Source organism: Salmonella sp. SJTUF15591 (genome assembly GCF_043356435.1).
GTDB classification, from domain to species: domain Bacteria; phylum Pseudomonadota; class Gammaproteobacteria; order Enterobacterales; family Enterobacteriaceae; genus Salmonella; species Salmonella enterica.
In genome coordinates this window covers 453,892-475,564 of record NZ_JBEUJO010000004.1, presented here as the reverse complement: position 1 = coordinate 475,564, position 21,673 = coordinate 453,892, and the positions used below count along the sequence as shown (strand labels likewise).

19 protein-coding genes and 1 pseudogene are annotated in these 21,673 nt (G+C 54.6%); 18 read left to right on the top strand and 2 right to left on the bottom strand.

From position 1 onward, the window contains the following. Positions 1-263 precede the first annotated feature (263 nt). The 10 genes from kdpF to ABVM99_RS12320 all read left to right on the top strand — a co-directional run bounded on the left by kdpF (position 264) and on the right by ABVM99_RS12320 (position 12,875). Positions 264-353, top strand: a complete 90-nt coding sequence (gene kdpF, locus ABVM99_RS12365) for a K(+)-transporting ATPase subunit F (protein WP_001670793.1) — start codon at positions 264-266, stop codon at positions 351-353. Continuing rightward, positions 353-2,032 (top strand): potassium-transporting ATPase subunit KdpA, encoded by a 1,680-nt coding sequence (gene kdpA / locus ABVM99_RS12360; protein ID WP_023194911.1) that lies wholly within the window; start codon positions 353-355, stop codon positions 2,030-2,032. Before kdpF ends, kdpA begins: the two co-directional genes overlap by 1 nt. Positions 2,033-2,052: 20 nt before the next feature. Continuing rightward, positions 2,053-4,101, top strand: coding sequence for a potassium-transporting ATPase subunit KdpB (gene kdpB / locus ABVM99_RS12355; RefSeq protein WP_000088034.1), 2,049 nt, complete (start codon positions 2,053-2,055; stop codon positions 4,099-4,101). 8 nt (positions 4,102-4,109) lie between these two features. Continuing rightward, the gene (kdpC, locus tag ABVM99_RS12350; RefSeq protein ID WP_000579804.1) at positions 4,110-4,694 is read left to right on the top strand and encodes a potassium-transporting ATPase subunit KdpC; all 585 of its coding nucleotides are present in this window, start codon (positions 4,110-4,112) and stop codon (positions 4,692-4,694) included. Beyond that, entirely contained in the window at positions 4,691-7,375 is a 2,685-nt protein-coding gene (kdpD, locus tag ABVM99_RS12345) for a two-component system sensor histidine kinase KdpD (RefSeq protein ID WP_052938242.1), read from the top strand. The genes kdpC and kdpD overlap by 4 nt, the downstream gene beginning before the upstream one ends. Next, a complete protein-coding gene (gene kdpE, locus ABVM99_RS12340; RefSeq protein WP_000186053.1) occupies positions 7,372-8,049 on the top strand; it encodes a two-component system response regulator KdpE in 678 nt (225 codons plus the stop codon). The genes kdpD and kdpE overlap by 4 nt, the downstream gene beginning before the upstream one ends. A 277-nt stretch (positions 8,050-8,326) precedes the next feature. After that, positions 8,327-8,431: a leader peptide SpeFL gene (gene speFL, locus ABVM99_RS12335; RefSeq protein ID WP_015632840.1), complete on the top strand. Its 105-nt coding sequence runs from the start codon at positions 8,327-8,329 to the stop codon at positions 8,429-8,431. A 379-nt stretch (positions 8,432-8,810) separates the two neighbouring features. Continuing rightward, positions 8,811-11,009 carry an ornithine decarboxylase SpeF gene (gene speF / locus ABVM99_RS12330; RefSeq protein ID WP_023194547.1) on the top strand — a complete coding sequence of 733 codons (2,199 nt, stop codon included), beginning with the start codon at positions 8,811-8,813 and terminating at the stop codon, positions 11,007-11,009. After that, on the top strand, positions 11,006-12,325 hold the full coding sequence (gene potE, locus ABVM99_RS12325) for a putrescine-ornithine antiporter (protein WP_000042658.1): 1,320 nt from the start codon (positions 11,006-11,008) through the stop codon (positions 12,323-12,325). Before speF ends, potE begins: the two co-directional genes overlap by 4 nt. 64 nt (positions 12,326-12,389) lie before the next feature. Then, a complete protein-coding gene (locus ABVM99_RS12320) occupies positions 12,390-12,875 on the top strand; it encodes a pyridoxamine 5'-phosphate oxidase family protein (protein WP_000070056.1) in 486 nt (161 codons plus the stop codon). Positions 12,876-12,989: 114 nt separating this feature from the next. Here the strand turns inward: ABVM99_RS12320 and pgm are convergent, their stop codons facing one another. Both pgm and seqA read right to left on the bottom strand, forming a co-directional pair. Further along, positions 12,990-14,630 carry a phosphoglucomutase (alpha-D-glucose-1,6-bisphosphate-dependent) gene (pgm, locus tag ABVM99_RS12315; RefSeq protein WP_000974385.1) on the bottom strand — a complete coding sequence of 547 codons (1,641 nt, stop codon included), beginning with the start codon at positions 14,628-14,630 and terminating at the stop codon, positions 12,990-12,992. A gap of 24 nt (positions 14,631-14,654) precedes the next feature. After that, positions 14,655-15,197, bottom strand: coding sequence for a replication initiation negative regulator SeqA (seqA, locus tag ABVM99_RS12310; RefSeq protein WP_000848395.1), 543 nt, complete (start codon positions 15,195-15,197; stop codon positions 14,655-14,657). Positions 15,198-15,381: 184 nt separating this feature from the next. Between seqA and ybfF the strand changes: the two genes are divergently transcribed. The 8 genes and pseudogenes from ybfF (at position 15,382) to tcuB (ending at position 21,662) form a co-directional block, all read left to right on the top strand. Further along, positions 15,382-16,152, top strand: coding sequence for an esterase (gene ybfF, locus ABVM99_RS12305; RefSeq protein ID WP_000773249.1), 771 nt, complete (start codon positions 15,382-15,384; stop codon positions 16,150-16,152). A gap of 133 nt (positions 16,153-16,285) precedes the next feature. Then, positions 16,286-16,579, top strand: a complete 294-nt coding sequence (ybfE, locus tag ABVM99_RS12300) for a LexA regulated protein (RefSeq protein WP_001040939.1) — start codon at positions 16,286-16,288, stop codon at positions 16,577-16,579. Positions 16,580-16,729: 150 nt separating this feature from the next. After that, positions 16,730-17,260, top strand: a complete 531-nt coding sequence (gene fldA, locus ABVM99_RS12295; RefSeq protein WP_001018621.1) for a flavodoxin FldA — start codon at positions 16,730-16,732, stop codon at positions 17,258-17,260. 203 nt (positions 17,261-17,463) lie between these two features. Then, positions 17,464-17,549 (top strand): annotated as a pseudogene (locus ABVM99_RS12290) (ryhB-regulated fur leader peptide). After that, entirely contained in the window at positions 17,542-17,994 is a 453-nt protein-coding gene (gene fur, locus ABVM99_RS12285; protein ID WP_000131699.1) for a ferric iron uptake transcriptional regulator, read from the top strand. Before ABVM99_RS12290 ends, fur begins: the two are co-directional and overlap by 8 nt. A gap of 114 nt (positions 17,995-18,108) precedes the next feature. Further along, on the top strand, positions 18,109-19,035 hold the full coding sequence (gene tcuR, locus ABVM99_RS12280; protein WP_000423371.1) for a tricarballylate utilization LysR family transcriptional regulator TcuR: 927 nt from the start codon (positions 18,109-18,111) through the stop codon (positions 19,033-19,035). A gap of 97 nt (positions 19,036-19,132) precedes the next feature. Continuing rightward, positions 19,133-20,536, top strand: coding sequence for an FAD-dependent tricarballylate dehydrogenase TcuA (gene tcuA, locus ABVM99_RS12275; RefSeq protein ID WP_000228705.1), 1,404 nt, complete (start codon positions 19,133-19,135; stop codon positions 20,534-20,536). Continuing rightward, positions 20,523-21,662: a tricarballylate utilization protein TcuB gene (tcuB, locus tag ABVM99_RS12270; RefSeq protein ID WP_000811152.1), complete on the top strand. Its 1,140-nt coding sequence runs from the start codon at positions 20,523-20,525 to the stop codon at positions 21,660-21,662. The genes tcuA and tcuB overlap by 14 nt, the downstream gene beginning before the upstream one ends. Positions 21,663-21,673 lie beyond the last annotated feature (11 nt).

Sequence of the window (21,673 nt, the reverse complement as noted above, 5' to 3'; positions counted from 1 at the left end):
ACCTCGTTACCTGATTAAAATAGTACCGCTTTCGGTGTAATTTTACTACTCATCCGACCACTTATTTTCACGCTTTTCCAGCAGATTTACATTCAAAGCGTAAATTAGTTACAAAAAGGTTAAATTAATACTAATCATTAGTTAAATAATGGTCTTTGCCATTTTTATACTTTTTTTACACTCCGCCCGCCAATTTTTGCGAAATCTTTGCAGCCAAAAAATTACCTTTCTCAGGAGTAAAACAATGCCACTGGAGGTGCTCTGTGAGTGCAGGCGTGATAACCGGCATCGTGCTGGTTTTCTTACTTTTAGGTTATCTGGTCTATGCCCTGATTAATGCGGAGGCGTTCTGATGGCCGCGCAAGGATTTTTACTGATCGCCAGTTTTTTACTGATTTTATTAGTACTGGCGAAACCGTTGGGTTCGGGCCTGGCAAGGCTCATCGCCGCCGTTCCGTTGCCGGGCGTGGCTGGCGTTGAGCGTATCCTCTGGCGGACTCTTGGCATTACCGACCACGAAATGAACTGGCGTCAGTATTTACTGGCGCTACTGACGCTCAATCTGCTGGGACTGGGCATCCTGTTTTGCCTGCTATTCTGGCAGGAGTGGCTGCCCTTAAATCCGCAGCGGCTACCGGGGCTGTCCTGGGATCTGGCGCTGAATACCGCCGTCAGCTTCGTCACCAATACCAACTGGCAAGCTTACAGCGGCGAAAGCACGCTGAGCTACTTTAGCCAGATGGCCGGGCTGACGGTGCAAAATTTCCTGTCGGCGGCGACCGGGATTGCGGTGGTTTTTGCGCTTATCCGCGCCTTTACGCGCCAGAATGTGCACACGCTGGGTAATGCCTGGCAGGATCTGGTACGCATTACGCTATGGATATTATTTCCTGTCGCGTTAATTATCGCGCTGTTTTTTATCCAACAAGGCGTACCGCAAAACCTGTCGGCTTATCAGCCCATCACCACTCTTGAAGGCGCTAAACAACTCTTGCCGATGGGTCCGGTTGCTTCGCAGGAGGCGATCAAAATGCTTGGCACCAACGGCGGCGGTTTCTTTAACGCCAACTCTTCGCATCCGTTCGAAAACCCCACCGCGCTCACTAATCTGGTGCAGATGCTGGCGATATTTTTGATTCCAGCCGCGCTCTGTTTCGCCTTTGGCGAAGCGGCGGGCGATCGCCGTCAGGGACGCGCGCTACTGTGGGCAATGTCATTCATTTTTGTGGTCTGCGTAGCGGTAGTGATGTGGGCGGAAGTTCAGGGAAATCCACATCTGTTGGCGGCAGGCGCGGACAGTAGCGTCAACATGGAGGGTAAAGAAACACGCTTTGGCGTGCTGGCCAGCAGCCTGTTTGCCGTCGTCACGACCGCGGCGTCCTGCGGGGCGGTAAATGCCATGCACGACTCGTTTACCGCGCTGGGCGGTATGGTGCCGATGTGGCTGATGCAAATTGGCGAAGTGGTCTTTGGCGGCGTCGGTTCAGGCCTGTACGGCATGTTGCTGTTTGTCCTGCTGGCGGTGTTCATCGCGGGGCTGATGATCGGTCGCACGCCGGAGTACTTGGGGAAAAAAATCGACGTGCGCGAAATGAAAATGACCGCGCTGGCGATTCTGGTCACGCCGATGCTGGTCTTGTTGGGTTCGGCGCTGGCGATGATGACGGATGCCGGACGCAGCGCAATGCTGAACCCTGGCCCGCACGGTTTTAGCGAAGTGCTATATGCCGTCTCCTCTGCCGCCAACAACAACGGTAGCGCCTTTGCGGGTCTGAGCGCTAACTCGCCTTTCTGGAACTGTTTGCTGGCGTTCTGCATGTTCGTCGGACGTTTCGGCGTGATTATTCCTGTCATGGCCATCGCCGGATCGCTGGTCAGTAAAAAAGTACAGCCGGCCAGTCAGGGAACGCTGGCGACCCACGGCGCGCTATTTATTGGACTGCTCATCGGCACGGTACTGCTGGTCGGCGCGCTGACGTTTATTCCTGCCCTGGCGCTTGGCCCGGTAGCGGAACATTTCTCTTTACCTTGAGCGATGTGGAGTACATTGATATGAGTCGCAAGCAACTGGCGCTGTTTGAACCTGTTTTACTCGTACAGGCGCTAACGGATGCCGTAAAAAAATTAAGCCCACGCGCCCAGTGGCGTAACCCAGTGATGTTTGTGGTCTGGGCCGGCAGCGTGCTAACCACTCTGTTAACGCTCGCTATGGTAACAGGACAAATAGCGGGAAGCGCCTTGTTTACAGGGGTGATCAGCCTGTGGTTATGGTTCACCGTACTGTTCGCCAATTTTGCCGAAGCGCTGGCGGAAGGCCGCAGCAAAGCCCAAGCAAACAGTCTGAAAGGGGTGAAAAAGACCGCGTTCGCTCGCCGCCTGCGCGCCCCGCGCCATGATGCGCAGGCCGATAACGTGCCCGCCGCTGAACTGCGGAAAGGCGACATTGTCCTGGTCAAAGCGGGCGATATTATTCCCTGCGACGGCGAGGTCATCGAAGGCGGCGCCTCGGTGGATGAAAGTGCGATTACCGGCGAATCCGCGCCCGTGATCCGCGAGTCCGGCGGCGATTTCGCTTCTGTCACCGGCGGCACGCGAATTCTTTCCGACTGGCTGGTGATTGCCTGTAGCGTCAATCCTGGCGAAACCTTTCTTGATCGGATGATCGCGATGGTGGAAGGCGCACAGCGGCGGAAAACGCCTAACGAGATTGCCCTGACGATTTTGCTCATCGCCCTGACCATTGTCTTTTTACTGGCGACCGCCACCCTGTGGCCCTTCTCCGCCTGGGGCGGTAACGCGGTCAGCGTCACCGTGTTGGTGGCGTTGCTGGTGTGCCTGATCCCCACCACCATCGGCGGGCTACTCTCCGCCATTGGCGTAGCCGGAATGAGCCGAATGTTGGGCGCGAACGTCATCGCCACCAGCGGCCGCGCCGTAGAAGCCGCGGGCGATGTCGACGTGCTGCTGCTGGATAAAACCGGCACTATCACGCTCGGCAACCGCCAGGCGTCCGATTTTATTCCCGCCCGAGGGGTAGACGAACGCACGCTGGCTGACGCCGCGCAGCTCGCTTCGCTGGCCGACGAAACGCCGGAAGGCCGCAGCATTGTGATCCTCGCCAAACAGCGCTTTAACCTGCGTGAACGCGATGTGCAGTCGCTTCATGCCACCTTTGTTCCGTTTACCGCGCAAAGCCGCATGAGCGGGATTAATATCGATAACCGGATGATCCGTAAAGGCTCGGTGGACGCGATTCGGCGTCATGTCGAGAGCAATGGCGGCCATTTTCCCGCCGATGTCGAGCAAAACGTCGAGAACGTGGCGCGTCTGGGCGCGACGCCGCTGGTGGTCGTGGAAGGCGCGCGCGTACTGGGTGTTATCGCCCTCAAGGATATCGTTAAAGGCGGCATTAAAGAACGTTTCGCCCAGCTACGAAAGATGGGCATTAAAACGGTGATGATCACTGGCGATAACCGCCTGACGGCGGCAGCGATTGCCGCCGAAGCCGGTGTGGACGATTTTCTTGCCGAAGCCACGCCGGAAGCCAAGCTGGCGCTGATCCGTCAATATCAGGCGGAAGGACGGCTGGTCGCCATGACCGGCGACGGCACTAACGATGCCCCGGCGCTGGCGCAGGCTGACGTCGCGGTGGCGATGAACTCCGGCACCCAGGCGGCGAAAGAAGCCGGTAATATGGTGGATCTGGACTCTAACCCGACCAAGTTGATTGAAGTGGTGCATATCGGTAAGCAGATGCTGATGACGCGCGGCTCGCTCACCACCTTCAGTATCGCGAATGATGTAGCGAAATATTTCGCCATTATTCCCGCCGCGTTTGCCGCTACCTATCCGCAGCTAAACGCGCTCAACGTGATGGGGCTGCATTCGCCGAACTCCGCCATTCTGAGCGCGGTGATCTTTAACGCCCTGATTATCATTTTTCTGATCCCGCTGGCATTAAAAGGCGTGAGTTATAAGCCGCTTTCCGCATCGGCCATGCTGCGCCGTAATTTATGGATCTATGGTCTGGGTGGTCTGGTGGTGCCGTTTATTGGCATCAAAGTGATTGATGTGCTGCTGACCCTGCTGGGTCTGGCGTGAGGTGTATGATGATCGGTTTACGTCCTGCTTTTTCGACAATGTTATTTCTGCTGTTATTGACCGGCGGCGTGTATCCGCTTCTGACCACGGCGCTGGGGCAGTGGTGGTTTCCCTGGCAGGCTAATGGCTCGCTGATTCATAAAGACAATGTGATACGCGGCTCAGCGCTTATCGGACAATCGTTTACCGCCGCGGGCTATTTTCATGGCCGGCCCTCCGCCACCGCCGATACGCCTTATAATCCACTGGCGTCGGGCGGAAGCAACCTGGCCGCCAGCAATCCCGAACTGGATGCGCAAATACAGGCCCGCGTCGCCGCGCTACGCGCCGCTAACCCCCAGGCGAGTTCCGCGGTTCCGGTTGAGCTGGCGACGGCGTCGGCAAGCGGGCTGGATAATAATCTGACGCCCGGCGCCGCGGCATGGCAAATCCCCCGCGTGGCGGCGGCTCGCCAGCTTCCCGTTGAACAGGTCGCGCAACTGGTTGCAGAATATACGCACAGGCCGCTGGCGCGCTTTCTTGGGCAACCGGTGGTGAATATTGTTGAGCTTAATCTGGCGCTGGATGCGCTACAGGGACACAGAGCGAAATGAACGACGAACCCTTGCGTCCTGATCCGGATCGCTTGTTGGAACAAACGCCCCCGCCCCACCGGGGGAAGTTGAAAATTTTCTTCGGCGCCTGCGCAGGCGTCGGAAAAACCTGGGCGATGCTGGCGCAAGCGCAGCGGCTGCGAGCGCAGGGGCTGGATGTGGTGATCGGCGTGGTAGAGACGCATGGCCGTAAAGAGACCGCCGCGCTACTTGACGGGCTGACCATTCTGCCGCCAAAACGTCACTCGCACCGGGGGCGGCAAATCCGCGAATTTGACCTGGATGCCGCCCTCGCCCGACGTCCGGCGCTGATTTTAATGGATGAGCTGGCGCACAGTAACGCGCCTGGCTCACGCCATCCTAAGCGCTGGCAGGATATTGAAGAGCTGCTGGAAGCGGGAATCGACGTTTTCACCACCGTGAACGTACAACATCTGGAAAGTCTGAACGATGTGGTGAGCGGCGTCACGGGGATTCAGGTGCGCGAAACCGTCCCCGATCCCTTTTTTGATGCCGCCGATGAAGTCGTACTGGTCGATCTGCCGCCCGACGATCTGCGCCAACGGCTCAACGAAGGTAAAGTGTATATCGCCGGTCAGGCGGAACGCGCTATTGAACATTTTTTCCGCAAGGGCAATCTGATCGCCCTCCGCGAGCTGGCGCTACGCCGGACAGCCGATCGCGTCGACGATCAGATGCGCGCCTGGCGCGCGCATCCGGGCGAAGAAAAAGTATGGCATACCCGCGATGCGATTTTACTGTGTATCGGGCATAACACCGGCAGCGAAAAACTGGTGCGTACCGCGGCGCGTCTGGCCTCCCGGCTCGGCAGCGTCTGGCACGCCGTCTATGTCGAAACGCCAACGTTACACCGCTTACCGGAAAAACAACGGCGGGCCATTTTAAGCGCGCTGCGCCTGGCGCAGGAGCTTGGCGCGGAAACCGCCACCCTGTCCGATCCCGCCGAAGAGAAAGCGGTCGTGCGCTATGCCCGCGAACATAATCTGGGGAAAATCGTCATGGGCCGCCCGGCGTCGCGACGCTGGTGGCGACGTGACGCTTTCGCCGATCGTCTTGCCAGACGCGCGCCGGATCTCGATCAGGTGATCGTCGCGCTGGAAGAACCGCCTGCCCGCGCGTTGGCGCAAACGCCTGATAACCGACCTTTTAAAGAGAAATGGCGTGGGCAGATTCAGGGCTGTCTGGTCGCCGCGGCGCTTTGCGCCATCACCACGCTTATCGCTATGCAGTGGCTTGTCACCTTCGACGCCGCCAATCTGGTGATGCTCTATTTGCTGGGCGTAGTGGTGATTGCGCTGCTTTACGGACGCTGGCCGTCGGTGGTGGCGACGGTGATTAACGTGGCGAGTTTCGATCTCTTTTTTATCGCGCCACGCGGTACGCTCGCCGTTTCGGACGTGCAATATTTGCTGACCTTTGCCGTGATGCTGACGGTAGGTCTGGTGATTGGCAATCTTACTGCCGGGGTGCGCTATCAGGCGCGCGTCGCCCGTTATCGGGAACAGCGTACCCGTCATTTATATGAAATGTCTAAAGCGCTGGCCGTCGGGCGTAGCGAACATGATATCGCCGCGACCAGCGAGCGGTTTATCGCCTCGACGTTCCAGGCGCGCAGCCAAATTTTATTACCTGATGCTAACGGTAAGTTGCTGCCTCTCACCCACCAGCAAGGCATGACGCCGTGGGACGACGCAATTGCGCGCTGGAGTTTTGATAAAGGCCAGCCTGCCGGCGCAGGCACCGATACCCTCCCTGGCGTGCCTTATCAAATCCTGCCGCTGAAAAGCGCCGATAAAACGTACGGTCTGGCTATCGTCGAACCGGGTAATTTGCGTCAGTTAATGGTGCCGGAGCAGCAACGCCTGCTGGAAACATTCACTCTGCTTGTCGCCAACGCGTTGGAACGACTGACGCTGACCGCCAGCGAAGAACAGGCGCGTCTCGCCAGTGAGCGCGAAAGTATTCGCAACGCTCTGCTGGCGGCGCTGTCGCATGATTTACGCACGCCGCTGACGGTATTGTTCGGCCAGGCGGAAATTTTGACGCTGGATTTAGCCAGCGCAGGATCGCCCCACGCGCGTCAGGCCAGTGAAATCCGCCAGCATATTCTCAACACCACCCGGCTGGTGAATAATTTGCTGGATATGGCGCGTATTCAGTCCGGCGGGTTTAATCTTAAAAAAGAGTGGCTGACGCTGGAAGAGGTCGTCGGTAGCGCGTTACAGATGTTAGAGCCGGGTTTATTGCATCCGATTACATTGTCGCTGCCGCAACAGTTAACGCTTATCCATGTCGATGGCCCCTTATTTGAGCGTGTCCTGATCAACTTGCTGGAAAACGCCGTTAAGTACGCCGGGCCGCAGGCCAGTATCGGCATTGATGCTGCGGTTAAGGACGATCGTTTACAACTGGATGTCTGGGATAACGGGCCGGGTATTCCTGCGGGGCAAGAACAGAAGATTTTCGATAAGTTCGCCCGCGGCAACAAAGAGTCCTCCGTCCCCGGCGTGGGGCTGGGGCTGGCGATTTGCCATGCTATCGTAGAGGTACACGGCGGCACGCTTACCGCCTATAATCGACCGCAGGGCGGCGCCTGTTTCCGTGTGACGCTGCCGCAAGGAAAGCCACCTGAACTTGATGATTTTCATGAGGATATGTGACAAACGTTCTGATTGTTGAAGATGAACAGGCCATCCGCCGCTTTCTGCGCGCCGCGCTGGAAGGCGACGGCCTGCGCGTGTATGAAGCTGAAACATTACAACGTGGTTTACTGGAAGCCGCCACGCGAAAGCCCGATCTGATTATTCTCGATCTCGGCCTGCCGGACGGCGACGGAATCGATTTTATTCGCGACCTGCGTCAGTGGAGCGCAATACCGGTGATTGTCCTTTCCGCCCGCAGCGAAGAAAGCGATAAGATTGCCGCGCTTGACGCCGGAGCTGATGATTACCTGAGCAAGCCATTCGGCATTGGCGAGTTGCAGGCGCGTTTGCGTGTCGCGCTGCGACGGCACGCCGCCAGCCCTTGCGCCGATCCGATCGTCCGCTTTTCCGGCGTGACGGTCGATCTCGCCGCACGGTTGATCCACCGTGGCGACGAAGAAATCCATCTGACGCCGATTGAGTTCCGCCTGCTGGCGGTATTACTCAATAATGCCGGCAAGGTATTAACCCAACGGCAGTTATTAAACCAGGTCTGGGGCCCTAACGCCGTGGAGCATAGCCACTATTTGCGCATCTATATGGGACATTTACGCCAGAAACTGGAACAAGATCCCACCCGCCCACGCCATTTTATTACCGAAACCGGAATTGGCTATCGCTTTATGCCGTGAATAGCTATTCATTATTTTTAAATAACTTCTAATTTTTATGTCATTTATTTTCGGCGTCGCGAATAATTATTTTCGCGGCGATATTATATTTTATGGAGAATATAAAAAACATATAATTAACATTTAAGAAACAATCCGTTATTTCACAGCACGATATGCATAATCGCCGACTAATTATTTTTCAAATGATCGTTTTTTGTTGATCTGGTTCACAGATTGCTGGCGCTTCCTGGATAAAATATCCATGCTTTCAATAAATCAATGAAAGGACCTCAAAATGGAAAATAATAATCGTTTTATGCCCCATATAAGGCGGACAACGCATATTATGATGTTTGCCCACCGTAATAGTTTCGACTTTCATTTCTTTAATGCCCGGTAGTTTTTCTGCTACGGGTACTTCAGCATACAGGTCTTTCCGACCCTTATGTCATTCAGGTCTATTGCCTAAATAACTCGAATTGTTAAAAGCGACAGTACGGTAATTCCTTTACGCCCAGCCAGCTAACTATGTGGTTTGACAGAAGAAATTCCGACTCAGCGCAATTTTAGTTATCGCGGTTTCTGCCTGTATATCGTAGTACTCAACTCCTTAAATCCTGAATTTCCTGCAACCGGACGGGTTGGGATTTATTACATCTAAAATAAAGCTAATTTACTGATTTTTTTATCAGCGGGATAGCTTTGATTTTTTCCGGAAGAATCAGTTTCTCATGCGAGAAATTGAGGGCCTGCTATTACCTGAAATAAAGAGATGAAAAATGTCAGAATTAAAAATTGCCGTTAGCCGTCATTGCCCGGATTGTTTTTCTACACACCGTAATATTGTAAATGTTGATGAGAGTCGTTTCATCGACGTGGCTGCCATCGTGTTATCCATCGACGACATTGAACACGGAAAACTCGATGAAATCGACGCAACGGGTTACGGTATTCCCGTGTTTGTCGCGACTCATGACGAAGGGCGCGTACCGCCTGAGTATTTGCCGCGTATCTCTGGTGTATTCGAATATAATGAATCCCGTACTGCCTTCTATGGTCGCCAGTTGGAAACCGCGGCAAGCCACTACGAAACGCAGTTACGTCCGCCGTTTTTCCGCGCGCTGGTGGATTATGTCAACCAGGGCAACAGCGCATTTGACTGCCCGGGGCATCAGGGCGGCGAATTCTTCCGCCGTCATCCTGCCGGTAATCAGTTCGTGGAATACTTTGGCGAAACGCTCTTCCGCTCCGACCTATGCAACGCGGATGTGGCGATGGGCGATCTGCTGATTCACGAAGGCGCGCCTTGCATTGCGCAGCAACATGCGGCGAAAGTCTTTAACGCCGATAAGACCTACTTTGTGCTGAACGGGACCTCCTCCTCTAACAAAGTCGTACTCAACGCGCTGTTAACGCCGGGCGATCTGGTTCTGTTTGACCGTAACAACCACAAATCTAACCACCACGGCGCATTATTGCAGGCGGGCGCAACGCCAGTTTATCTGGAAACCGCGCGTAACCCGTATGGTTTTATCGGCGGGATCGACGCTCACTGCTTCGAAGAAGATTACCTGCGCGAGCTGATTAGCGAAGTCGCGCCGCAGCGTGCCCGCGAAGCACGTCCATTCCGTCTGGCCGTCATCCAGTTAGGCACCTACGACGGTACCATTTATAACGCCCGTCAGGTCGTCGATAAAATTGGTCATCTGTGCGACTACATCCTGTTTGACTCCGCCTGGGTCGGCTATGAACAATTTATTCCGATGATGGCCGATTGTTCGCCGCTGCTGCTGGAACTGAACGAAAACGATCCGGGTATTCTGGTGACGCAGTCCGTTCACAAACAACAAGCCGGTTTCTCCCAGACCTCGCAGATCCATAAAAAAGATAGCCATATCAAAGGGCAATCGCGCTACGTTCCGCATAAGCGCATGAACAACGCCTTTATGATGCACGCCTCCACCAGCCCGTTCTATCCGCTGTTCGCCGCGCTGGACGTTAACGCCAAAATGCACGAAGGCGTCAGCGGTCGCAATATGTGGATGGATTGCGTGGTTAACGGCATCGATGCCCGTAAATTGATCCTCGAAAACTGTCATCACATCCGTCCGTTCGTACCGGAACTGATTGATGGTAAGCCGTGGCAGTCATACCCGACGTCAGAGATCGCCAGCGATCTACGCTTCTTCCACTTCGTTCCGGGAGAACACTGGCATGCGTTTGAAGGCTATGCCGAACATCAGTACTTTGTCGACCCTTGCAAACTGCTGCTCACCACACCGGGCATTAATGCAGCGAGCGGCGAATATGATGACTTTGGCGTTCCTGCCACGATCCTCGCCAACTTCCTGCGCGAGAACGGCGTTGTGCCGGAAAAATGCGACCTCAACTCCATTCTGTTCCTGCTGACGCCGGCAGAAGACATGGCGAAGTTACAACAGCTTGTCGCCCTGCTGGCTCGTTTCGAAAAACTGCTGGAAGCTGATGCGCCGTTAGCGGAAGTATTACCGTCCATCTACAAACAGCATGAAGCGCGTTATGCCGGCTACACCCTGCGTCAGCTTTGCCAGGAGATGCACGATCTCTATGCGCGGCACAACGTGAAACAGCTGCAAAAAGAGATGTTCCGTAAATCGCATTTCCCGAAAGTCAGTATGAATCCGCAAGAGGCCAACTATGCCTATCTGCGCGGCGAGGTTGAACTGGTTCGCCTGCCGGAAGCGGAAGGTCGTATCGCGGCTGAAGGCGCTCTGCCTTACCCGCCGGGAGTGCTGTGTGTAGTTCCGGGTGAAATCTGGGGCGGTTCTGTCCTGCGTTACTTCAGCGCCCTGGAAGAAGGGATCAACCTGCTGCCGGGCTTTGCGCCTGAACTGCAGGGCGTTTATATCGAAGAACACGACGGCCGTAAGCAGGTCTGGTGCTACGTCATTAAACCTCGTGACACGCAGCGCTCCCTGCTGAAGGAGGAAAAATTATGAGTAAACCTAAATCCAATAAAATGGGTGTCGTGCAGCTCACAATTCTGACTATGGTCAACATGATGGGCTCCGGGATCATCATGCTACCGACCAAACTGTCTGAAGTCGGCACGATATCCATTATCTCCTGGCTGGTCACCGCCGTCGGCTCGATGGCGCTGGCCTGGGCGTTTGCGAAATGCGGTATGTTTAGCCGTAAATCCGGCGGCATGGGCGGTTACGCCGAATATGCCTTCGGTAAATCCGGCAACTTTATGGCGAACTATACCTACGGCGTCTCGCTGCTGATCGCCAACGTGGCTATCGCCATCTCTGCTGTCGGCTATGGCACCGAACTGTTCGGCGCCGCGCTGACGCCGCTCCAGATCGGTCTGGCGACTATCGCCGTATTGTGGGTTTGTACCATCGCAAACTTTGGCGGCGCGCGTATTACCGGACAGATCAGTAGCGTTACCGTCTGGGGCGTCATCATTCCGGTTGTCGGCCTGTGCATCATTGGCTGGTTCTGGTTTAGCCCCAGCATGTACGTAGCGTCATGGAACCCGCACCATGTTCCGTTCTTTAGCGCGGTCGGTTCTTCCATCGCCATGACGTTGTGGGCATTTCTTGGACTGGAATCCGCCTGCGCCAACGCAGACGTGGTCGAGAATCCGGAAAAGAACGTCCCCATTGCGGTACTGGGCGGTACGCTGGGCGCGGCGGTCATCTATATCGTTTCGACTAACGTGATTGCCGGGATTGTGCCGAACATGGATCTGGCGAACTCCACGGCGCCGTTTGGTCTGGCGTTTGCACAGATGTTCACGCCTGCGGTAGGTAAAGTGATCATGGCGCTGATGGTAATGTCCTGCTGCGGCTCGCTGCTGGGCTGGCAGTTCACTATCGCTCAGGTCTTTAAATCCTCCGCTGACGAAGGCTATTTCCCGAAAGTCTTCTCTCGTGTAACGAAAGTCGACGCACCGGTACAGGGGATGCTGATTATTGTGATTATTCAGACTGGCCTGTCGCTGATGACCATTAGCCCGTCGCTGAATAGTCAGTTTAACGTCCTGGTTAACCTGGCGGTGGTGACGAACATTATTCCGTATATTCTGTCGATGGCCGCGCTGGTTATCATTCAGAAAATGGCGAATGTGCCGTCATCAAAAGCGAAAGTCGCTAACTTCGTGGCCTTCGTTGGCGCCATGTATAGCTTCTACGCGCTATATTCCTCCGGTGAAGAAGCCATGCTGTACGGCTCAATTGTGACCTTCCTCGGCTGGACGTTATACGGCCTGGTCTCACCGCGTTTTGAATTGAAAAATAAACACGGCTGATGGCGCGCCCGGGCTGCGGTAACGGTAGTCCGGGCATTTTCACTCTTTGAATAAGATAATAGAAATGAGTAATCCAGAACGGGAAGTCACTGATATAGCAGAAATACTGGCTATTCTCAGTAAACACGAAGTGTGTCGGATAGGGTTTAACGACAATCTCTGCCCGTATGTTGTCCCCGTAAATTTTGGCTACGAGTATCAGAACGGACGCTGGATATTTTATTTTCACGGCGCACGCACCGGGAAAAAGATGCGTCTGTTACGTAAGAACCCGGCAGTATGCATTGAAATGGACGGCGACCATGCATTACTACGTGCCGATGATCCCTGTGATTATAGCTACGCCTACACCAGCGTTTTCGCCACCGGACTGGCATCGATATTGCAAACACGCGAGGAGATGCGCTACGGCCTGGACGTCATTATGCGCCAGACCGATCCGGGAAAAACCTTCAGTTATCGGGAAGATATGATGAAAGCGGTTTGCGTGGTGCGTATCGAATGCGACGCCCTCACCTGCCGCCGACATCTGGCGACTCAGAGCGAATAAGTCAGATATCACAAGCGCCTTATCCGGCCTGGAGGCGGTTTACAGGCCTGATAAGCACAGCGCCGTTAATATAAAAAAGGAGCCGTAAGGCTCCTTTTTCTTCCATATCGCCCATCAGGCGTTTTTCAATACTTCGCTAACGATTTCAACGGCTTCTTTCTCAATCTGCTTGCGATGTTCTTCCCCCAGGAAGCTTTCGCAATAGATCTTGTAAGCGTCTTCCGTACCGGATGGACGCGCGGCGAACCAGCCGTTATCGGTCATTACCTTCAGGCCGCCAATCGATGCGCCATTACCCGGCGCTGCGGTAAGACGCGCGGTGATCGGGTCGCCTGCCAGCGTGCTGGCGCTGACCATTTCCGGAGACAGTTTAGACAATGCCGCTTTCTGGGCCGAGGTCGCTGCCGCCTGCAGACGGTTATAGCTCGGCGCGCCAAAACGCGCTGCCAGTTCATTGTAATGCTCTTGCGGGTTTTTCCCGGTAACGGCGGTGATTTCCGCCGCCAGCAGGCACATGATGATACCGTCTTTATCGGTAGACCACGGCGTACCGTCGAAACGCAGGAACGAAGCGCCCGCGCTCTCTTCCCCGCCGAAACCAAAGCTGCCGTCGAACAAACCGTCAACAAACCATTTGAAGCCAACCGGCACTTCTACCAGCTTGCGTCCCAAATCATTCACCACGCGGTCAATCATCGCGGAAGAGACCAGCGTCTTACCGACGGCAACATCTTTGCCCCACAGCGGACGATGCTGGAACAGGTAGTTAATAGCGACCGCCAGATAATGGTTCGGGTTCATCAGCCCTGCAGGCGTCACGATGCCATGACGGTCGTAGTCCGGGTCGTTAGCGAAGGCCAGGTCAAACTTGTCACGCAGCGCCAGCAAACCCGCCATCGCACATTCGGAGGAGCAATCCATACGGATCGCGCCATCTTTATCCAGATGCATAAAGCGGAATGTTTGATCAACCTGATCGTTGACTAACGTCAGGTTAAGCTTGTAATGCTCTGCGATACGTTTCCAGTATTCAATACCGGAGCCGCCCAGCGGATCGACACCCAGCGTCAGACCGGCTTTCTGAATCGCCGCCATATCAACGATATCCGCCAGCCCTTCGACAAATGGCTGTACCAGATCTACCGCTTTAACGTGGCCCGAGGCCATTGCCGCATCCAGAGAGATGCGCTTAACGCCTTGCAGGCCGCCCGCCAGCAGCGCATTGGCGCGATCTTCTACCACTTTAGTGACGTTGGTATCCGCCGGGCCGCCATTGGGCGGATTATATTTAATACCGCCATCTTCCGGCGGGTTGTGCGACGGCGTAATGACAATACCATCTGCCAGCGGGCCGCCTTTTTTGTTATGGACCAGGATAGCATTTGACACGGCAGGCGTTGGCGTAAAGCCATTATTTTCCTGCACGATAACGTCTACGCCGTTTGCCGCCAGCACTTCCAGCACGGAAATGAAGGCCGGTTCCGAGAGCGCATGGGTGTCTTTCCCCACATAGCAGGGGCCGGTAATGCCATTCTTCGCCCGCTCTTCAGCAATCGCCTGGGCGATCGCCAGAATATGCGGTTCGTTGAAACTGTGACGACCTGCGCTACCGCGATGGCCGGAAGTGCCAAATTTCACGGCATGTTCTGCATTCCCTGCCTCCGGTTTCAGTACATAATACTGCGCCGTCAGTTGGGCGACGTTAATCAAATCACTCTGTTGCGCGGGTTGTCCTGCGCGGTTGTGGATTGCCATTGCCTGGTCCTTCTAATGCAAGGATTAAATTGTTCCGCAAACCTTTTCAATCAATTCCGCCGGGAATTGCATTGACTGCATGATGTGTTCGATCATGCTGCATTTACGGCCGGTGTTGGTGTTGGTGATCACCCAGTACGGCGTGCCGGGAACGTGCTTAGGTTTAGTTTGATTCCCATTTTTCAGCAGCGTTTGTTCATCCGCCGCAAAATAGACGCGCGTGCGGCCATGCAACGACTCCGTCGCCTCCGCAAACGCGTGGTGATCCAGTGAATAGAGTGTAGTCAGAATCAGCATAAAGCGGTTGACCGCTTTTTTCTGCTCGGCATATTCGTCAGACAACAGCAGCTCACGCATCGCGCGAACTTTGTCTTTTACCGGGTTGACCGGTTTCGCTTCGGCAACGGGTTGCGCCGCAGGCGTCCCCTTCACCGCTGAAGCCGTTGGCTGTGTCGTGGCGGAAAACTTCAACATACGCCGTAAAATGTCGGATGCGCTCTCGCCGATATGCTTGGTGTGGCTGGCAATATAGCTATAGAGTTCATCATCAACTTCAATCGTTTTCATCTTAATCCAGTGCGATGTCTTTGCTGAATACAAGTCATTGGGATTATAGGAACAAATCCCAACAGCGGATAGCGTTAAGCCCGGCTGACAAAAAAACTCGGAGTAAACCTTAGAGGTTGCAGCCCAGTGGCAGAATGGTCAACATAATACCCTAACCCGACAGAGCGAAAAAAAGAACTTTGCCATGAAATTAAACATCCGAGCGCAATCTGCACAAAACCTGCACAATAATTCCCCCATCGTTCTCGTTCATGGTCTGTTTGGCAGCCTGGACAACCTCGGCGTACTGGCGCGCGATCTGGTGACCGATCACGACATTATTCAGGTCGATATGCGCAATCATGGTTTATCGCCGCGCGATCCGGTCATGGATTATCCGGCAATGGCCCAGGATCTTCTGGATACGCTTGACGCGCAGCAGATTGAAAAAGCGACGTTTATTGGTCATTCCATGGGTGGAAAAGCGGTAATGGCGCTGACGGCGCTGGCGCCCGATCGCATCGATCGTCTGGTCGCGATTGATATCGCCCCCGTGGATTATCACGTTCGCCGCCACGATCGCATTTTCGCGGCCATTAACGCCGTCAGCGAATCCGACGCGACATCCCGCCAACAGGCGGCAGGGATTATGCGCCAGCACCTCAACGAAGAAGGCGTGATCCAGTTTCTGTTAAAATCCTGGGCTGAAGGCGAATGGCGTTTTAATGTTCCGGTATTATGGGAGCAGTATCCGCATATCGTCGGCTGGGAAACCATTCCGCCCTGGGAATATCCGGCGCTGTTTATTCCAGGCGGTAACTCGCCGTACGTGACCGAAGCGTACCGCGACGCGCTGCTGGCGCAATTCCCTCTGGCGCGCGCGCATGTGATCGCCGGCGCGGGCCACTGGGTACATGCTGAAAAACCAGAGGCGGTTCTGCGCGCCATCCGCCGTTATCTGCACGATAAACGCTAACTGATTAAAAACTCATCGCCTGTGCGCGATTACGCGCGCGGGCGTTGGCGTCGCTTCCTCGCTGATGTATGATGGCGCGCTATCCATCCGGGCATAAGCCTGGCTGATTGTTTCCCCCGAAGTCACCAAAATCATGGCCAAAGAACAAACGGACCGTACGACATTAGATCTGTTCGCGCACGAGCGTCGCCCGGGACGACCTAAAACGAATCCGCTTTCGCGCGATGAACAGTTACGCATCAACAAGCGCAACCAGTTAAAACGCGACAAAGTTCGTGGCCTCAAGCGTGTCGAATTAAAACTCAACGCACAAGCGGTTGACGCGCTGAATGAGCTGGCCGAAGCGCGCAACATTAGCCGCAGCGAGCTCATTGAAGAAATATTAATGAAGCAGCTTATGGCGCTGCGCGGCCAGGGTTTAGTCTGAAAATAAGTTTTGTTTCATATTTCGTGTAGCAGAGCGTGCAGTCCCGCGTGATTGCTGTTTCCGCATATCTGCCTGTTCTGCTATGATTGCCCTTATCCGTGGGCAATTCGCCACCACCATTTCAATAAGTTTCAAGAGGTTATTTTACTCATGGCAATCACTGGCATCTTTTTCGGCAGCGACACCGGTAATACCGAAAATATCGCAAAAATGATTCAAAAACAGCTTGGTAAAGACGTTGCCGATGTGCATGACATTGCAAAAAGCAGTAAAGAAGACCTGGAAGGGTATGACATTCTGCTGCTGGGCATCCCAACCTGGTACTATGGCGAAGCGCAATGTGACTGGGATGACTTCTTCCCGACTCTCGAAGAGATTGACTTTAACGGTAAGCTGGTGGCGCTGTTTGGCTGTGGCGATCAGGAAGACTACGCGGAATACTTCTGTGATGCGCTGGGCACGATTCGCGACATTATTGAGCCGCGCGGTGCCACGATTGTGGGTCACTGGCCAACCGCAGGCTATCATTTTGAAGCCTCTAAAGGTCTGGCTGACGACGATCATTTTGTCGGTCTGGCGATTGACGAAGACCGTCAGCCTGAACTGACCGCCGAGCGTGTTGAAAAATGGGTTAAGCAAGTTTCGGCTGAATTGCACCTCGACGACATCCTCAACGCCTAATCTTATGCGGCGCAGCGTTATATCTGCGCCGCATCAATAGACAAGACCAATCAAAATAATTGCTACAAATTTGTAACTTTCGCACCCATCCCTGTACAATGTCCGGGTGTAATCAGGTGGCGCCAAAATTTGCAGGCAAAACCACAGTTTTATTAACATCTGCGAGAGACTTGCGGTTTTCATTTCGGCATGGCAGTCCTATAATGATACGCATTATCTTGAGTGCAATTTCTGTCACTTCTCTAATGAAGTGAATCGTTTAGCAACAGGACAGATTCCGCATGACTGACAACAATACCGCATTAAAGAAGGCTGGCCTGAAAGTAACGCTTCCTCGTTTAAAAATTCTGGAAGTTCTTCAGGAACCAGATAACCATCACGTCAGTGCGGAAGATTTATACAAACGCCTGATCGACATGGGTGAAGAAATCGGTCTGGCAACCGTATACCGTGTGCTGAACCAGTTTGACGATGCCGGTATCGTGACCCGCCATAATTTTGAAGGCGGTAAATCCGTTTTTGAACTGACGCAACAGCATCATCACGACCATCTTATCTGCCTTGACTGCGGAAAAGTGATTGAATTTAGTGATGACTCTATTGAAGCGCGCCAGCGTGAAATTGCGGCGAAACACGGTATTCGTTTAACTAATCACAGCCTCTATCTTTACGGCCACTGCGCTGAAGGCGACTGCCGCGAAGACGAGCACGCGCACGATGACGCGACTAAATAAGTGTAAATCTTTCGAAGAGCCAACCGCCCGGTTGGCTTTTTTATATCCTCCTCTTTCCTGCCGCTTGATGTTGATTTAATGTAAAAAACGCTATCGCATCTCAGGAGAGCAGGAATGGAGCTTCGCCAGTTACGCTATTTCGTGCGTATTATTGAAACCGGCAGTATGGGTAGCGCCGCACAGGATCTTGATATTGGCGTTTCAGCATTAAGTCAACAGATGTCCCGTCTGGAAAACGAGCTTGCTATCCGTCTGCTGCAGCGCACCTCGCGCGGCGTAACGCCAACCAACGCCGGGCTGGCCTTTTATTCGCAGGCGCAACTCGCCCTGCGTCATGCCGACGATGCGATTCTCGCCGCCAGAGAAGCGCGCCTTTCCGGTCATGTGAGCGTAGGAATGGCCCCCAGTACCGCCTCCATACTGGGTATACCGTTTATCCATGCCATGCAGGAAAACTATGCCGATGTCCGACTGCATGTGGTGGAAAGCTTGTCCGGTAATCTGGAAAGAATGATCAATACCCGCCAGATTGATTTAGCCGTTGTCTTTCAAAAAGATAAAATCCTGCGCTGGAGCGCCAGACCGATCCTTGAAGAACAGCTTTTTCTGATTGGCTCCCATGCCCTGCTGGCGGCGCTTCCTGATAACCCGATCACACCTGAACAACTGGCAGGCATTCCGCTCATTATGCCAAGCCAGGGACACGGGCTGCGCGGCAGGCTGGACGCTGTCTGCCAGGAACATGCGCTTAACGTTGAAATCGTCGCGGAAATTGACGGCCTGGCGTTGTTGATGCGCGCCGTGCGCGACGGTCTTGGCGCCACGTTGCAGCCCGGCGCGGCGATTTCTCATCTGGATAACGACGCGCTACGCGTGATCGGCGTCCATAATCCGGTACTCAGCCGCCCCAATTTTTTAGTCAGCCTGTCGGATGATGAACTGACGCCCGCCGGCCTTGCAGCCAGAGTAGTCCTTACCAAAGTTATGCGTCAGTTAGTCGACGCCGGTGAATGGCCAGGCGCAACCCTTTACGCTTACTAAACCCCTGTTTAGCGCTACCTGATAGCGCGCCGCTTATTTATCCGTATACATTTCAATTACAAATTTAACAAATAGTTAAATGGTACGGGAGTATAAGATGGTTGATGTACTGGTGATAGGCGGAGGCAATGCCGCATTATGCGCCGCCCTGACCGCACGGGAAGCGGGCGCATCGGTTCTGCTGCTGGAGGCTGCCCCGCGAGAATGGCGCGGCGGAAATTCTCAGCACACACGAAACCTGCGCTGTATGCATGATGCGCCGCAGGATGTGCTGGTAGAAAGCTATCCTGAAGAGGAATTCTGGCAGGATCTGTGGCGAGTCACCGACGGCAACACCAACGAGGCGCTGGCGCGGCTGGTCATTCGCACCTCTTCGCAATGCCGCGACTGGATGCGCAAACATGGCGTTAACTTTCAACCGCCACTATCTGGGGCGCTCCACGTTGCGCGCACCAATGCGTTTTTTATGGGCGGCGGGAAAGCGCTCGTCAATGCCTATTACCGTAGCGCCGAACGGCTGGGCGTACAGATTCGCTATAACACGCCGGTTCACGCGCTTGAACTTCATGACGGCGAATTCGTGGCAGCGCTGGCGGGTAGCGAACGTATTACCGCCAAAGCCTGCGTATTAGCGGCTGGCGGTTTCGAATCAAACCGTGAATGGCTGCGGGAGGCTTGGGGAGAAAACGCCCGCGGCGAATGGCCCGCGGATAATTTCCTGATTCGCGGCACGCGTTTTAACCAGGGCGTATTACTCAAATTTATGATGGATGCCGGCGCGGATATCATTGGCGATCCTTCCCAGTCGCACTGCGTAGCGATTGATGCCAGGGCGCCGCTGTACGACGGCGGTATTTGTACTCGCGTGGATTGCGTATCGCTGGGTATTGTCGTGAATCGCGACGCCGAACGTTTTTATGATGAAGGCGAAGATTTCTGGCCGAAGCGTTACGCCATTTGGGGGCGGCTGGTGGCTCAACAGCCAGGACAAATTGGCTATTCGATTATTGACAGCAAAGCCATCGGCCACTTTATGCCGCCGGTTTTTCCTGGCGCGCAGGCCAATACGTTGGCAGAACTGGCCTGCCAGTTGGGGCTGGACGCGGAAAAATTTACCCATACCGTCACGCAGTATAACCAGGCCTGCCAACCCGGTCATTTTGATCATACCTTGCTTGATGACTGCGCCACCAAAAACCTGACGCCGGCGAAAACCCACTGGGCGCGCCCGCTTGATGCGCCGCCCTACTACGGTTATGCGCTGCGACCCGGCATCACGTTTACCTACCTGGGCCTGAAAGTTAACGAACGTGCCGCGGTGCATTTTGCCGGTCATCCAAGCCGCAACCTGTTTGTTGCCGGCGAGATGATGGCAGGAAATGTTCTGGGCAAGGGGTATACCGCAGGCGTAGGCATGTCTATCGGCACAACCTTTGGCCGCATTGCGGGAATAGAAGCCGCCCGCGCGGCGCACAAGGAGGCGCAGCATGAAACAGCTTGAAAAATTAATCATTGAGGCCACCGTGCTTACCGAACCGGAAGTCGAGGTCGAACGCGTCATGCAAGTGTGTAACGCGTGTCGCTACTGCGAAGGTTTTTGCGCGGTATTTCCGGCGATGACCCAGCGGCTCGAATTCGGTAAAGCCGATATTCATTATCTGGCGAATTTATGTCATAACTGCGGCGCCTGCCTGCACGCGTGCCAGTACGCGCCGCCCCATGAATTTGCCATTAACGTGCCGAAAGCGATGGCGCAAGCCCGCCTGGAGACGTATCAACAGTATGCCCAGCCCGCCGCTTTTGGCGCGTTATACCGCCGGGCGGGGATCACCGTCGCGCTGGCGCTGATAGTCGGTCTGACGCTCTTTTTATTACTGGCGATGGCGCTGAAAGGGTCGCTGATTCATCCGCCGCTGGCCGGTGACTTCTATCAAATTTTTCCGCATAGCCTGCTGGCATGGATGTTTGGCTCAGTTTTTGTGCTGGCAATCGGTTTGCTTATGGCGGGCGTAATCCGCTTCTGGCGTGAGATCTCGCCGGGTGTACCGCGTTCGGCGGAGATTGCGGAAGCGTCGCACAATGCGTTAACGCTGAAATATCTCGACGGCGGTCACGGCAAAGGCTGTAACGAAGCGGACGATGCGTTCACGCTGCTGCGCCGTCGCTTTCATCACTTTACCTTTTACGGTTTTATGCTCTGTTTTGCCGCCACGGTAGTGGCGACAGGCTATCACTACGTCGCCGGTTGGGAAGCGCCCTACCCGTTCTTTAGCCTGCCGGTCATGCTCGGCACGCTGGGCGGTATCGGTCTGCTTATCGGCCCGGCCGGGCTACTGTGGCTCAATCTGCGGCGGTCGCCGTTACATGGCGATGCGCGCCAGAAACCCATGGATCGCAGCTTTATTCTGCTGCTGTTCTTAACCAGTCTTACCGGGCTGGCGCTGCTGGCAGGCAGAGACACCAGCGGAATGGGCATACTGCTGGCGCTCCATTTAGGCGTGGTGATGGCGCTCTTTCTCACCCTTCCCTACGGAAAATTCGCCCACGGATTTTTCCGCTGCGCGGCCTTACTCAAATGGGCAGTTGAGAAGCGACGCGGAAAACATGCGGGGGATACAGGCAACTGACCCGCAACATC